General features: G+C 72.1%; 13 protein-coding genes. 9 read left to right on the top strand and 4 right to left on the bottom strand.

All coding sequences use genetic code 11. The annotated features are described in order from the left end of the window. Nucleotides 1-16 precede the first annotated feature (16 nt). Genes ACFYZ4_RS30595 through ACFYZ4_RS30585 form a run of 3 tightly spaced genes read left to right on the top strand, consistent with a single transcriptional unit; the run spans nt 17 to nt 2,451 of the window. Complete coding sequence (locus ACFYZ4_RS30595; protein WP_390785354.1) at nt 17-1,369, top strand: serine/threonine-protein kinase; 1,353 nt, start codon at nt 17-19, stop codon at nt 1,367-1,369. After that, the gene (locus tag ACFYZ4_RS30590) at nt 1,362-1,739 is read left to right on the top strand and encodes a hypothetical protein (RefSeq protein ID WP_390785353.1); all 378 of its coding nucleotides are present in this window, start codon (nt 1,362-1,364) and stop codon (nt 1,737-1,739) included. Before ACFYZ4_RS30595 ends, ACFYZ4_RS30590 begins: the two co-directional genes overlap by 8 nt. Beyond that, nucleotides 1,723-2,451 carry a caspase domain-containing protein gene (locus tag ACFYZ4_RS30585; RefSeq protein WP_390785352.1) on the top strand — a complete coding sequence of 243 codons (729 nt, stop codon included), beginning with the start codon at nt 1,723-1,725 and terminating at the stop codon, nt 2,449-2,451. The genes ACFYZ4_RS30590 and ACFYZ4_RS30585 overlap by 17 nt, the downstream gene beginning before the upstream one ends. Before the next feature lie 64 nt (nt 2,452-2,515). On the opposite strand, the gene ACFYZ4_RS30580 is transcribed toward ACFYZ4_RS30585, so the two are convergent. After that, complete coding sequence (locus ACFYZ4_RS30580; RefSeq protein ID WP_351289675.1) at nt 2,516-3,745, bottom strand: DUF349 domain-containing protein; 1,230 nt, start codon at nt 3,743-3,745, stop codon at nt 2,516-2,518. Nucleotides 3,746-3,935: 190 nt separating this feature from the next. Beyond that, a complete protein-coding gene (locus ACFYZ4_RS30575; RefSeq protein WP_351289677.1) occupies nt 3,936-4,727 on the bottom strand; it encodes a peptidylprolyl isomerase in 792 nt (263 codons plus the stop codon). 153 nt (nt 4,728-4,880) lie between these two features. Between ACFYZ4_RS30575 and ACFYZ4_RS30570 the strand changes: the two genes are divergently transcribed. The 5 genes from ACFYZ4_RS30570 to ACFYZ4_RS30550 all read left to right on the top strand — a co-directional run bounded on the left by ACFYZ4_RS30570 (nt 4,881) and on the right by ACFYZ4_RS30550 (nt 9,789). Next, complete coding sequence (locus tag ACFYZ4_RS30570) at nt 4,881-5,594, top strand: MBL fold metallo-hydrolase (protein ID WP_351289679.1); 714 nt, start codon at nt 4,881-4,883, stop codon at nt 5,592-5,594. Between the two features lie 10 nt (nt 5,595-5,604). Beyond that, nucleotides 5,605-6,864 (top strand): histidine--tRNA ligase, encoded by a 1,260-nt coding sequence (gene hisS, locus ACFYZ4_RS30565; protein WP_351289681.1) that lies wholly within the window; start codon nt 5,605-5,607, stop codon nt 6,862-6,864. A 124-nt stretch (nt 6,865-6,988) separates the two neighbouring features. Continuing rightward, entirely contained in the window at nt 6,989-7,603 is a 615-nt protein-coding gene (locus ACFYZ4_RS30560) for a vitamin K epoxide reductase family protein (protein ID WP_351289683.1), read from the top strand. A 52-nt stretch (nt 7,604-7,655) separates the two neighbouring features. Further along, nucleotides 7,656-9,008 carry a replication-associated recombination protein A gene (locus ACFYZ4_RS30555; protein ID WP_351289685.1) on the top strand — a complete coding sequence of 451 codons (1,353 nt, stop codon included), beginning with the start codon at nt 7,656-7,658 and terminating at the stop codon, nt 9,006-9,008. A 97-nt stretch (nt 9,009-9,105) separates the two neighbouring features. Next, nucleotides 9,106-9,789 carry an HNH endonuclease family protein gene (locus tag ACFYZ4_RS30550; RefSeq protein WP_351289687.1) on the top strand — a complete coding sequence of 228 codons (684 nt, stop codon included), beginning with the start codon at nt 9,106-9,108 and terminating at the stop codon, nt 9,787-9,789. Here ACFYZ4_RS30550 and ACFYZ4_RS30545 read toward each other — a convergent pair. Beyond that, on the bottom strand, nt 9,783-10,460 hold the full coding sequence (locus ACFYZ4_RS30545; RefSeq protein ID WP_351289689.1) for a DUF2470 domain-containing protein: 678 nt from the start codon (nt 10,458-10,460) through the stop codon (nt 9,783-9,785). The genes ACFYZ4_RS30550 and ACFYZ4_RS30545 overlap by 7 nt on opposite strands. A 286-nt stretch (nt 10,461-10,746) precedes the next feature. On the opposite strand from ACFYZ4_RS30545, the gene rpsD reads away from it, so the two are divergent. Then, nucleotides 10,747-11,358 (top strand): 30S ribosomal protein S4, encoded by a 612-nt coding sequence (rpsD, locus tag ACFYZ4_RS30540; RefSeq protein WP_008740451.1) that lies wholly within the window; start codon nt 10,747-10,749, stop codon nt 11,356-11,358. A 107-nt stretch (nt 11,359-11,465) separates the two neighbouring features. Here the strand turns inward: rpsD and ACFYZ4_RS30535 are convergent, their stop codons facing one another. Then, the gene (locus tag ACFYZ4_RS30535; protein WP_351289691.1) at nt 11,466-13,688 is read right to left on the bottom strand and encodes a tetratricopeptide repeat protein; all 2,223 of its coding nucleotides are present in this window, start codon (nt 13,686-13,688) and stop codon (nt 11,466-11,468) included. Between the last annotated feature and the right edge of the window lie 127 nt (nt 13,689-13,815).

The raw sequence follows: 13,815 nt of genomic DNA, 5'->3' as shown, positions 1-13,815 counted from the left end.
CCGAGGGGGCGGGGACATGGGCGAAGGCGAGTTAGTCGAGCAGCGCTACCGGCTGCTGCGGCCACTGGGCCGCGGCAGCCGGGGCGTGGTGCACGAGGCCGAGGACACCAAGCTGCAGCGGCACGTCGCGCTGAAGCTCCTCACGGAGGCGGCCGGCTTCGCCGCGGACAGCGACGAGCGGGTCCGCTTCCACCGCGAGGCGGAGGCGCTGACCCGGCTCCGCCACCCGGGCGTGATCACCCTGCACGAATCGGGTGAGCACAAGGGGACTCCGTACCTCGTCATGCAGCTCCTCGACGGCATGAACCTGGCCCAACTGGTCGGGATCGCCGGCCCGCTGACGGCGGCCGAGACGTCCTGGATCGGGCTCGGCATGGCCGAGGCACTGGACGCGGTGCACGCGGCGGGCGTACTGCACCGCGATCTGAAGCCCTCCAACGTGGGGGTCACCCGGGCCGGCGACGCCGTGATCCTCGACTTCGGACTCGCCCAGCTGGTCGGCGAGGCGGTGGTCACCGCGGCCGGGGTCCGGGTGGGGACCCCGCAGTACATGGCACCCGAGATCATGCAGGGCGGCAGCCCGTCCCGGTCGGGGGACCTCTACGCGTTGGGCGCCTGCCTCTACTTCCTGGCCACGGCCCAACTGCCGCTGGGGGACCGGAAGGACCTCGGCGCGGTCCTCCACCAGGCGATGGGCGCCGGCATCCCGCGCCTGCGCGACCGCAATGCGTCCTACCCCGCGGCGCTCACCGAGCTCGTCGACGCGCTCTGCGCACGCGACCCCGCCGACCGGCCGACCTCCGCCGCCGAGGTCGCGAGCCGGCTCGGCGCCCTGGCCGACGGCGGACGGCAGAAGGTGGCGGACCACGTCGGGGCCCGGGTCCGGGACGGGGCGGTCCGGGCCGTCTTCGAGGAGCCCCCGGCCCCGGCCGCCGCCCCAGCCGCCGCCCCGGCCGCCGCCCCGGCCCCGCCCGGGGTGCTGCAGGCCGCCCAGGACGTGCCCGAGTACCGGTGGAAGGAAGACGACCCGGCCCCGGCGCTCGTCCCCGGCACCCCGATTCCCGTCACGCTCAGCCGGGGGTTCCGGCTCACCGTGCTGAGCGAAGTGGACGAGGAGAAGGCCTCCTCACGGCTGCGCGAGGCCGTCAACCTCGTCCTGCGCGGCCGGATCGAAGAGGCCTCGCAGATGCTGTCGGTCCTCGCGTCCGCCTGCACCGCCTCGCTGGGACCCGCCCACTCGACCACGCTCACGGCCGAGTACTGGCAGGGAGTCTGCCTCGCGCGGGTGGGCGCCCGCCACCCGGCCGTCGAGGTGTTCGCACGCGTCAACCAAGCGGTGGACCAACGAAAGGAATCGAACGGTGCTTGAGATCGCCGTACAGATAGCGGGGACCGGGGACGACGAAGCGGCCCTGCGCTCCCTGCTGGGCTGGGTGCACGCGGACGAGACACTGGCCGGAGCGGTGCGGGGCAGAGGCACGGCAGAGGGGCCGCCCGCTCCGGGGAGCATGGGCGGCGGCTTCGACCTCGTGCAGTTCGCCGTCTCCGGCGGCCTGTCCTTCGGCGCGCTCGTCGTCTCCGTCCTCCAGTGGCGGGCCTCCCTGCGCCGCCCCGCGGCCGTCACCCTCCGCCGGGGCGGCGTCGAGGTCCTGCTGGACGACCGGACCGCCGCCGACCCCGAGGCCGTCAGAAAGATCGTCGAGATCCTGGAGGCCCGGGTCGATGACGGCGCTCGCTGACCCGAGCCGCTCCCGCGCCGTGCTCATCGGTACCGCCTCCTACCTGCACCTGGAACAGCTGCCGGCCGTGGAGACCAACCTCGTCGACCTGGCCACCGAGCTGTGCGACGCCACCGTGTGGGGGCTGCCCGTCCAGCACTGCACCGTCGTCGCCGACCCGCAGAGCGCCGCCGAGATGCTGGACCCCGTACACCAGGCCGCCGACGAGGCCACCGACACCCTGCTGGTCTACTACTCCGGCCACGGCATGCGGGATCCCGACTCCGACGACCTCTACCTGGGCCTCGGCGGATCCCGCGACGGCGTCGGCTACTCCGCCGTCGCCTACCGGCACCTCCGCGCCGCCCTGCGCTCCGCCTGGGCCCGCCGCAAGGTCATCGTCCTCGACTGCTGCTTCAGCGGCCGGGCCGCCCTCACCCTGTCGGGCGGCACGGACAGCATCGCCCACCAGGCCGCGGTGGACGGTGCGTACGTCCTGACCGCCGCCCCCCGCGACCGGGTGGCCCTGGCCCCGGACGGCGAGCCGCACACCGCCTTCACCGCCGAACTCCTGCACATCCTGAGGCAGGGCGTCCCGGGCGCCCCCGAGCTCCTGGACCTCGACACGCTCTACCGCGAGCTGACGTCACGCCTGCGCGCCAAGAACCGGCCCCTGCCCCAGCGGTCCCAGGAGAACGGCGTCGGCGCGCTCCAGTTGGCCCGCAGCCGGTGACACGCGGCGGGGCCCGGTGGTGAAGGATCACCACCGGGCCCCGGCACGTCGGTGCGGCGTCGGCTCAGCCGCCGAACTCCTCCAGGCCCTTCAGCGCCTGGTCGAGCAGGGCCTGGCGGCCCTCCAGCTCCCGGGCCAGCTTGTCGGCCTTCGCGTTGTTGCCGGCGGCGCGCGCCGCGTCGATCTGCTCACGCAGCTTGTCGACCGCCGCCTGGAGCTGGCCCGTCAGACCGGCCGCACGCGCCCGCGCCTCCGGGTTCGTACGACGCCACTCGCCCTCCTCGGCCTCCTGGATCGCCCGCTCCACCGTGTGCATCCGGCCCTCGACCTTCGGCCGGGCGTCCCGCGGCACGTGGCCGACGGCCTCCCAGCGCTCGTTGAGGGAGCGGAACGTGGCACGGGCCGACTTCAGGTCCGTGATCGGGACGAGCTTCTCGGCCTCGTCGGCCAGCTCCTCCTTCAGCTTCAGGTTCTCCACCTGCTCGGCGTCGCGCTCCGCGAACACCTCGCTGCGGGCCGCGAAGAACACATCCTGCGCACCGCGGAAACGGTTCCACAGGTCGTCCTCGGACTCGCGCTGTGCACGGCCCGCCGCCTTCCAGTCCGCCATCAGCTCGCGGTAGCGGGCGGCCGTCGGACCCCAGTCGGTCGACTTCGACAGCGACTCGGCCTCCGCGACCAGCTTCTCCTTGACCTTGCGGGCATCCTCGCGCTGCGCGTCCAGCGAGGCGAAGTGCGCCTTGCGGCGCTTGGAGAAGGCGGAACGGGCGTGCGAGAACCGGTGCCACAGCTCGTCGTCCGACTTGCGGTCCAGGCGCGGCAGCCCCTTCCAGATGTCCACCAGGGCGCGCAGCCGCTCGCCGGCACTGCGCCACTGGTCGCTCTGAGCCAGCTGCTCGGCCTCCACGACCAGCGCGTCCTTGGCCGCACGGGCCTCGTCCGTCTGCTTCGCCTTCTGGGCCTTGCGCTCCTCGCGCCGCGACTCCACGGTCTCGACCAGCTTGTCCAGCCGCACGCGCAGGGCGCCGAGGTCGCCCACGGCGTGGTGCTCGTCGACCTGGGTGCGCAGGTGGTCGATCGCCGTCTGCGCGTCCTTGGCGGACAGATCAGTGGTCCGCACCCGCTTTTCGAGGAGGCCGATCTCGACCACCAGGCCCTCGTACTTGCGCTCGAAATAGGCCAGGGCCTCCTCAGGGGTGCCCGCCTGCCACGAACCGACGACCTGCTCGCCCTCGGAAGTACGCACGTACACGGTGCCCGTCTCGTCGACTCGGCCCCACGGGTCGCTGCTCACAGCGCCTCCTCCACCTGATGCCTGCGAGGGGTTCACCCCCTGGGCATCGTCCACAGTTTCCTGGGGCGGGCAGCGCCCGCCCTGCACAACGCCAACATAGGCGACCGCCGGGCCGGCTGTCCGCATCCCGCACGACGGAATATCGACGTACGGGCGGCGGGCCGGCAAGGCCCGGGGCCGCCGCATCCGGTCAGTTCTGGGTGACCGTGCCCTTCTCGATCTTGACCTCGGTCTTCGGCGCGCCGTCCTGGCCGCCGTCGACCGTACCGGCCTTGGCGATGTCCTCCAGGACCTTCAGGCCGGCCGCGTCGATCTTGCCGAACGGGGTGTACGTCGGCGTCAGCGGGCTGTCCTTGTAGACCAGGAAGAACTGGCTGCCGCCCGAGCCGGGCTGACCCGTGTTGGCCATCGCGACCGTGCCCGCCGGGTAGATCACCTGACCCTGCTCGTTGGCCTTGCCGAGCGAGTCCAGGTTCTCGTCCGGGATGTTGTAGCCGGGGCCGCCACGGCCGGTGCCCTCGGGGTCGCCGCACTGCAGCACGAAGATCCCGCCGGCCGTCAGCCGGTGGCACTTCGTGTTGTCGAAGTACTTCTTGTCGGCGAGCGACTTGAAGGAGTTCACGGTCTGCGGGGTCTTCGCCGCGTCCATCGTGAAGTTGATGTCGCCCGCGCTCGTCTTGAGGGCGAAGGTGTACTTCGCCTTCTGGTCGATCGCCATCTCCGGCGAGGGGGACTGCTTGGGCTCGGGCGCCGACGGCGAGGCCGACGGGTTCGCCGCCGGGTCCGCGGCCTGGTCCTTCTTGTCCTTGTCGAAGACACCGCCGACGATCAGGCCGACCAGCGTCGCGACCACCACGGCCACCGCCGCACCGATCACCGCCGTACGCTGGCGTGTCTTCTTGCGGGTCTCGGCGCGGCGCGCCTGCTGGCGCTCGAACTTCTCCCTGGCGAGCTGTCGCCGCCGCTGATCGCTCGTGACCACGGGGTCGTCTCCTTGTGCGTGTCTGGTACTGCTGTCCGGGCTGGGATAGGCCGTACCGTATATGGGTTCGCTGTGTAATGAGCGGCGCCGGTAGGCTCTGAGCAGCAGGATTCCGACCTGCAGCCTCCCGCCGGACGACGATTGAGGACGAACGTGCTGATTGCCGGGTTCCCTGCCGGGGCCTGGGGGACCAACTGTTACGTGGTCGCCCCCGCCGCCGGTGAGGAGTGCGTCATCATCGACCCGGGCCACCAGGCCGCCCAGGGTGTCGAGGAGACGCTGAAGAAGCATCGGCTCAAGCCCGTCGCGGTCGTGCTGACCCATGGCCACATCGATCATGTGGCCTCGGTGGTCCCGGTGTGCGGAGCACACGACGTACCGGCCTGGATCCACCCCGAGGACCGCTACATGATGAGCGACCCGGAGAAGGCCCTCGGCCGCTCCATCGGGATGCCCCTCATGGGCGAACTGACCGTGGGGGAGCCGGACGACGTCCGCGAACTGGCCGACGGCGCCGCGCTGAAATTGGCCGGAATGGACTTCTCCGTGGCGCACGCGCCGGGGCATACCAAGGGGTCGGTGACGTTCCGGATGCCCGAGCTGGCCGACATCCCGCCGGTCTTCTTCTCGGGCGACCTGCTCTTCGCCGGCTCCATCGGACGCACCGACCTGCCCGGCGGCTCCCACGCCGAGATGCTCGCATCGCTGGGCCGCGTGTGCCTGCCGCTCGACGACTCGACCGTGGTGCTGTCCGGCCACGGTCCCCAGACCACCATCGGCCGCGAGCGCGCGACCAACCCGTACCTGCGGGAGGTCGCAGCCGGCCTGGCAGCGGACCCGACAGCCGCTCCACGACGAGGAATGTGACGAGAGTTTCGTGGCTACTTTTCAGGCCCCCAAGGGCACGTACGACCTGATCCCGCCGGTATCCGTGAAGTACCTGGCGGTGCGCGAGGCCATCGCGGCGCCCCTGCGCAACGCCGGCTACGGCTACATCGAGACCCCCGGCTTCGAGGACGTGGGCCTCTTCGCCCGCGGCGTCGGCGAGTCCACCGACATCGTCTCCAAGGAGATGTACGCCTTCGAGACCAAGGGCGGCGACCAGCTCGCCCTGCGCCCCGAGGGCACGGCCTCCGTGCTGCGCGCGGCGCTGGAGGCCAGCCTGCACAAGAAGGGCAACCTGCCCGTCAAGCTCTGGTACTCGGGCTCCTACTACCGCTACGAGAAGCCGCAGGCGGGCCGCTACCGCCACTTCTCGCAGGTCGGCGCCGAGGCGATCGGCGCCGAGGACCCGGCCCTGGACGCCGAGCTGATCATCCTGGCCGACCAGGCGTACCGCTCGCTGGGCCTGCGCAACTTCCGGATCCTGCTGAACTCGCTGGGCGACAAGGAGTGCCGCCCGGTGTACCGGGAGGCGCTGCAGTCCTTCCTGAGCGGTCTCGACCTCGACGAGGAGACCGTTCGCCGCGCCGAGATCAACCCGCTGCGCGTGCTCGACGACAAGCGAGCCGAGGTGCAGAAGCAGCTCGTCGGCGCCCCCGTGCTGCGGGACTACCTGTGTGACGCGTGCAAGGCCTACCACGAGCAGGTCCGGGCCCTGGTGACGGCGGCCGGTGTCGCGTTCGAGGACGACGAGAAGCTGGTGCGCGGGCTGGACTACTACACCCGCACCACCTTCGAGTTCGTCCACGGCGGCCTGGGCTCGCAGTCCGCGGTGGGCGGCGGCGGCCGCTACGACGGCCTGTCCGAGATGATCGGCGGACCGGCCCTCCCGTCGGTGGGCTGGGCCCTCGGCGTGGACCGCACGGTCCTGGCCCTGGAGGCCGAGGGCGTCGAGCTCGACATCCCGGCGTCGACATCGGTGTTCGCGGTGGCGCTGGGCGAGGCCAAGGCGACCGTCTTCGGCCTCGTGACGCAGCTGCGCAAGGCGGGCATCGCGGCGGACATGTCCTACGGCGGCAAGGGCCTCAAGGGCGCCATGAAGGACGCGAACCGCAGTGGCGCGCGCCTCGCGATCGTCGCAGGCGACCGCGACCTCGCCGAGGGCGTCGTCCAGCTGAAGGACATGGAGTCGGGCGAGCAGACGGCCGTGCCCGTCGACGGGCTGATCGACACGGTCCGGGCCCGCCTCGCCTGACGGCGGCAGCCGTACGGGAGCACACGGGACGGGGCCGGGGATCTTTCCCCGGCCCCGTCCGTTCACAGGCTCGTACGGCACAATGGCCCGTGCTTGATCACCTTGTAGATGTGGAGCGGGCGGTATGACGACACGAAGTGCGGACGCGGACACCGCCCGGGGAACCGTCGGCGGCAGCCGGGCCCTGGCCCTGCTGCTGGTGATCACGGGGGCCGCGGGCCTGCTGGCCGCCTGGGTGATCACGATCGACAAGTTCAAGCTGCTGGAGGACCCGAACTTCACGCCGGGCTGCAGCCTGAACCCGGTCGTCTCCTGCGGCAACATCATGAAGAGCGACCAGGCGGCCGTCTTCGGCTTCCCGAACCCCATGCTCGGACTGGTCGCCTACGGCATCGTGATCTGCGTCGGCATGAGCCTGCTGGCCGGGGCCCGGTTCCGCCCCTGGTACTGGCTGACGCTGAACGCGGGCACCCTCTTCGGCGTGGTCTTCTGCGCCTGGCTCACCTACCAGTCGCTCTACAACATCAACTCGCTCTGCCTGTGGTGCAGCCTGGCCTGGGTCGCCACGATCTTCATGTTCTGGTACGTCACCTCGCACAACGTCCGTGAGGGCCTGCTGCCGGCTCCGGGCTGGCTCAAGGGCTTCCTCGACGAGTTCACCTGGGTGCTGCCGGTGCTGCACGTCGGGATCATCGGCATGCTGATCCTGACCCGCTGGTGGGACTTCTGGATCTCCTAGGTCCGGTCCGGGTACCGCCGGCGCTGTCGGTGGGCTCGCTTAGGCTTCCTGTGTGGAACCAGACCTGTTCACCGCCGCTGCCGAAGACCGCCAGGAGAAGGACCCCGCGAGTTCCCCGCTCGCCGTCCGGATGCGCCCGCGCACCCTGGACGAGGTCGTCGGCCAGCAGCACCTGCTGAAGCCCGGGTCGCCGCTGCGGCGGCTGGTCGGGGACGGGGCCGGCGGCCCGGCCGGCGCCTCGTCGGTGATCCTCTGGGGCCCGCCCGGCATCGGCAAGACCACCCTCGCGTACGTGGTCAGCCAGGCCACGCAGAAGCGCTTCGTGGAGCTCTCCGCCATCACCGCGGGCGTCAAGGAGGTACGGGCGGTCATCGAGGGCGCCCGTCGCGCGGCCGGCGGCTACGGCAAGGAGACCGTCCTCTTCCTCGACGAGATCCACCGCTTCAGCAAGGCCCAGCAGGACTCGCTGCTCCCGGCCGTCGAGAACCGCTGGGTGACGCTGATCGCGGCCACCACCGAGAACCCGTACTTCTCGATCATCTCCCCACTGCTGTCGCGGTCGCTGCTGCTGACCCTGGAACCGCTGACGGACGAGGACCTGAGCGCGCTGATGCGGCGCGCGCTCGCCGAGGAGCGGGGCCTGGGCGGGGCGGTCACCCTGCCCGAGGACGCCGAGGCGCACCTGCTGCGGATCGCCGGCGGCGACGCCCGGCGGGCCCTGACGGCCCTGGAGGCGGGAGCCGGATCGGCCATCGCCAAGGGCGAGGCGGAGATCACCCTGGAGACGGTCGAGGAGACGGTCGACCGCGCCGCCGTCCGCTACGACCGCGACGGCGACCAGCACTACGACGTGGCGAGCGCGCTGATCAAGTCGATCCGGGGCTCGGACGTGGACGCGGCGCTGCACTACCTCGCCCGCATGATCGACGCGGGGGAGGACCCGCGGTTCATCGCGCGCCGCCTGATGATCTCGGCGAGCGAGGACATCGGCCTCGCGGATCCGACGGCCCTGCCGATCGCGGTGGCCGCGGCCCAGGCGGTGGCGATGATCGGCTTCCCGGAGGCCGCGCTGACCCTCTCGCACGCGACGATCGCGCTGGCGCTGGCCCCGAAGTCGAACACCGCCACGACCGCGATCGGCGCGGCGCTGGCCGACGTACGGGCCGGGCTGGCGGGAACGGTCCCCGCGCACCTGCGGGACGGGCACTACAAGGGCGCGGCGAAGCTGGGGCACGCGCAGGGGTACGTGTACCCGCACGACGTCCCGGGCGCGATCGCGGCGCAGCAGTACGCGCCGGACGAGCTGCACGGGAAGCGGTACTACGAGCCGACGCGGTACGGAGCGGAGGCGCGGTACGCGGACGTGGTGGAAAAGGTCCGCGAACGGCTGCGCGGCGGTTCCTGACCCTCCCGGGGCTCCGCCCCGGCCCCCGCGCCTCGAACTCCCCCAGACTCCGTCCGGGGGGACCCCCAGGCGGGGCTGACACGGCTAGGCTCCGCGCATGCGACGCCCTGCTCCGATCCTCGCCGTGGCGGCCGTGCTCCTGCTGAGCGGGTGTCACCACGACACCGCCCCGCGCGCGGTGGCGCCGCTCGCAGGGGTCGGGTTTCCGCCCGACGCCCGGACGGCCACGGCGCAGTTGGCGGGGCTGGCGGTCGGGTGGGGCCGGAACTGGGAGACGTACAAGCGGGAGAACTTCGGCCGGTACTGGTCCGACGAGACCGATGCCGTCGGCGGGCGCAACGGCTGCGACACCCGCGACGACGTACTGCGCCGGGACCTCGACGAACTGCGCGAGGGGGACCGCAACCCCTGCGTCGTGGTGTCCGGGGTGCTGCACGACCCGTACACCGGCAAGCGGCTCCCCTACTCCTATCGCCGCGCCTCGCAGATCCAGACGGACCACGTCGTCGCGCTCGGCGCGGCCTGGCGGGCGGGGGCGTACGCCTGGACCGCGCAGCGCAGGCTGGAGTACGCCAACGACCTCGACGTGCTGCTCGCCGTGGACAAGCAGACCAACTACGACAAGGGCAGCAAGACGGCCGACAAGTGGCAGCCGCCGCGGCAGGAGTACCGGTGCGAGTACGCGCGCCGGTACACCGGCATCAAGGCCAGGTACGGCCTCTCCGTCACCCCGCCCGAGAAGCTCGCCCTCCAGCGGATGCTGGCCGCCTGTCCTCAGTGAGAGGCCGCCGAGAAGAGCGTGTGCATCGCCCGCCGCAGGCCGCAGATGTCCGCCACCGGCTCCGGGAAGTCGAAGCGGGCGTCGAAGGAGCCGACGGCGCCGCCGGTGAAGCGGACGCGCAGGCCCAGGCGGTCCAGGGAGAGCGGGACGGCGGTCATGCCACCGGCCTCGCGGGCGCCGAGCAGGCCGCACAGTTCGCCGATCCGGTCCCCGTGGGCCGCGTGCAGGTGCTGCAGCAGCTCCGTCTCGTGGGCGACCATCGGGTCCGGCTCCGCCGCGGCCAGGTCCTCCGGGTCCACGTGCTCGGCGCCCCACAGGTCGTCCACCGAGATCTCGCCGACCTCCAGCCGCAGCATCATCCACGCCGGGCGGGCCGAGTACGGCAGGTCAGAGGCCTCCGACAGACCCAGCAGCTCGCCCACCGGGTGGCGCTCCGCGAGCAGCGCCGCGCAGGCCGCGCGGTCGTCACCGCGCACCGGCGTCAGCCACCCGGCCAGCCAGGCGCGACCTCGGATACGATGTGGGACGGACACCGGCGCCACATCCGTGATCTCGATCACGGCGGTGAGGTCGTCGTCCTGGGCGTGAGCGGCTGCTCTGGCAGCCGTGGATTCCCCGGAAACAAGGAGAATCACGTCCCCGTCCGGGGTGACGGTCCGTGCGGCCGGCATCCCTGTCCCGAACTCCTCGTGCTCGTGACTGTCACGAGCACCGATGAGCGTGAGGGATACTGAGGCGTTGGACTCTACGAGGGTTCGTACGCGTTCGGCTCCGGTGAGCTGCCGAACGCCTTCCCTGGGACGCGGCTGACCTTGCTTATCGTCGGCGCAAGCGGATTCTGTTTCGTCTGAATCCGAACTGCGCTGCGCACTGGGCAGGGGGATCCCATGTGGTCGAGACATTACGTCCTCCTCGCTAAGGTAAGCCTCACCTAACTTACATGGAGGTAGGTTCCACGTGAACCAGAAGCGACCCAAGGTCAAGAAGTCGCGTGCCCTCGGCATTGCGCTGACCCCGAAGGCCGTCAAGTACTTCGAGGCCCGCCCCTACCCGCCGGGCGAGCACGGCCGTGGCCGCAAGCAGAACTCGGACTACAAGGTTCGTCTGCTGGAGAAGCAGCGTCTGCGCGCTCAGTACGACATCTCTGAGCGTCAGATGGCCCGCGCGTACGACCGCGCCAAGAAGGCCGAAGGCAAGACGGGCGAGGCGCTTGTCGTCGAGCTCGAGCGTCGTCTCGACGCCCTGGTTCTGCGTTCGGGCATCGCCCGCACCATCTACCAGGCCCGCCAGATGGTCGTTCACGGTCACATCGAGGTCAACGGCGACAAGGTCGACAAGCCGTCGTTCCGTGTCCGCCCGGACGACGTCATCACCGTGCGCGAGCGCAGCCGCGAGAAGGTTCCGTTCCAGGTTGCCCGTGAGGGTGGCTACGCAGGCGAGGGCGAGACCCCGCGCTACCTGCAGGTCAACCTGAAGGCCCTGGCCTTCCGCCTGGACCGCGACCCGAACCGCAAGGAAATCCCGGTCATCTGCGACGAGCAGCTCGTCGTCGAGTACTACGCCCGCTGATGCAGGCCTAGTCTCACTGGCTGGTCAGCCCGCCGTCCCCTCCGGGGGGCGGCGGGTTTTCCCGTTCACGGGCCCGCCCGGCCCGCGGGCTACGTCCGGCCGACGGGCTACGGCTGGTCCGCCGCCGCCGCGCGGCGCGACACCCGGGGGCCGCCCGTCCCGCCGCCCCGTCCTGCCTGCCGGGACACCCGCGCCGCGCGCCCGCGCTCACCGGGGCCGCGCTGGGCCCGCCCGACCAGGGCCTCGCGGCTCAGCTCCCGCCCCTCGGCCGCGTACGCCTCGTACCGCTCGGCCCCCAGCAACTCGCCGGCCCGCTCCCGGCACATCAGCCGCGGGGCGTTGAAGTACCCCGAGCCGAACAGCTGCAGCCCCACCCCGCCCCACATCGGCTCCGCCGCGCCCTGCAGCAGCGCCGCCTCGGCCGGATCGCCCTCCGCGACCGTGACCAGGGCCAGCAGCTCCAGGGCGAGCACCAGCCCGACCAGGTCGTGGAAGGCGTGGTTGATCGCCACGCACTCGTTGAGCAGCCGCCGGGCCTCCCGCGCGTCCCCCGCGTCCAGGGCGGCGTACGCGAGCACGTACAGGGCGTACGCCTTCGTCCAGCGCTCCCCGCGCTCCTCGCAGATCTCCCGGACCTCCCGGCACAGGGTGAGCGCACCCGGCAGCTCCCCCTGGAAGGCCAGCGCCATCCCCAGTTCCACCTGGCACATCAGCACGTTGCTGTTCAGCTCCCCGACCGCCCGGTACTGCTCCAGGGCCGATGCCAGCAGCTCCCGGGCCCGAGCCATGTCGTCCGAGACGAGCGCCAGGCAGCCCAGCCGGTGCACCGCGTAGGCCGAGGCGAGGGGGTTCCCGCTCTGCGCCGCCGCGTCCCGGCACTCGTACAGGGCGCCCATCGAGGCCGCCGCGTCCCCCTGCAGGGCCGCGACGTAGCCGAGGACCCACAGGGCCTTCAGCCGGGAGTTCTCGTACTCCGTCACCGCCCGGCCGGTGGGCTCCAGGGCCCGGTCCAGCCAGTGCCGCCCCTCGGTCAGCCGCCCGCACCCCGCCCAGTAGAACCACAGGGTGCCCGCCAGGTACTGGCCCAGGTGCACCTCGTCCGGCTCGTCCAGGCAGCACTCCAGGGCGAGCCGCAGGTTCGCCAGCTCCGTCTCCACCAGTGCGGCCACCTCCTGCTGGCGCGGGCTGAACCAGTCCAGCTCGCACCAGGTGGCCAGCCCCATGTACCAGTCCCGGTGCCGCCGCCGCAGCCGCCGGGCGTCACCCAGCGACTCCAGCCAGCCCGCCCCGTACACCCGTACGGTCTCCAGCATCCGGAAGCGCACCCCGGCGGCCGTCTCCTCGCGGACCAGCAGGGACTGCTCCTGGAGCTCGCCGACCAGGTCCAGCACGTCCTGCACCGGCAGGTCCGGCCCCGCGCACACGTACTCGGCGGCGTCGAGGTCGAACTGCCCGGCGAACACCGACAGCCGCGCCCACAGCAGCCGCTGGGCGGGCGTGCACAGTTCGTGGCTCCAGCCGATGGCCGTGCGCAGCGCCCGGTGCCGGGGCAGCGCCCCGCGCGCACCGCCCGTCAGCAGCGCGAAGCGGTCGTCCAGGCGGGCCAGCACCTGCGCGGGGGAGAGGGTCCGCAGCCGGGCCGCCGCCAGCTCCAGGGCGAGCGGGATCCCGTCGAGGCGCTCGCACACCTCGACCAGCGCCTCCCGGTTCGCCGCCGTGACGGCGAAACCCGGGTCGGCCGCCCCGGCCCGCGCCGCCAGCAGGGCCAGGGCCTCCTCCGGGACCGGCGGGGCCAGCGGGAACGCCAGCTCCCCGTCCAGGGCGAGAGGGCGCCGGCCCGCCGCGAGCACCCGCAGGCCGGGGGCGCGGCGCAGCAGCTCCCGTACCAGCGCGGCGGTCTCGTCGACCAGCTGCTCGAAGCCGTCCAGGACCAGCAGCAGCCGCCGCCCGGCCAGGTGCTCGGCCAGGACGGTGCGGGGCGGACGGGTGGTGTGGTCGGTCAGCCCGAGCGCCTCGGAGACGGTCAGCTCCAGCAGCGCGGGATCCCGTACGGAGGCCAGCTCGGCCAGCCACACCCCGTCGCCGTACCGCTCCTGCGCCGCCCGCGCCGCGAGCGTCCCCTCCGACCCCTGCGCCGCCTCGGCGGCCGAGCAGGCCGCCGCGAGGACCAGCCGGGACTTGCCCACTCCGCCCACGCCGGTCACCGTGACCAGCCGGGAGGACTCCAGGAGCCGCCCCAGTTCGGCCAGTTCGGCACCCCGCCCGATGAACCGGCCGAGCTCCGAGGGAAGATTGCCCCCGGCGGTACTTCGAAGGGGTCTCTGTCCCATGGGACACGGAGGGTACTGGTCCGGATGCGCTGCGTTCAAGGCGGGTCCCGTCCTCCCGAATTCGGGTACGGCCGGGGATCTCTGGCGCGATAGGGTCGGAGGGCGAATAGTCCTGCACTTCAGGAAC

This window comes from Streptomyces sp. NPDC001513, from assembly GCF_042894695.1.
In the GTDB taxonomy this organism is placed as follows: Bacteria; Actinomycetota; Actinomycetes; order Streptomycetales; family Streptomycetaceae; genus Streptomyces.
Note: the sequence above shows the minus strand (reverse complement) of the source record. Positions and strands in the feature narration are given on the sequence as shown.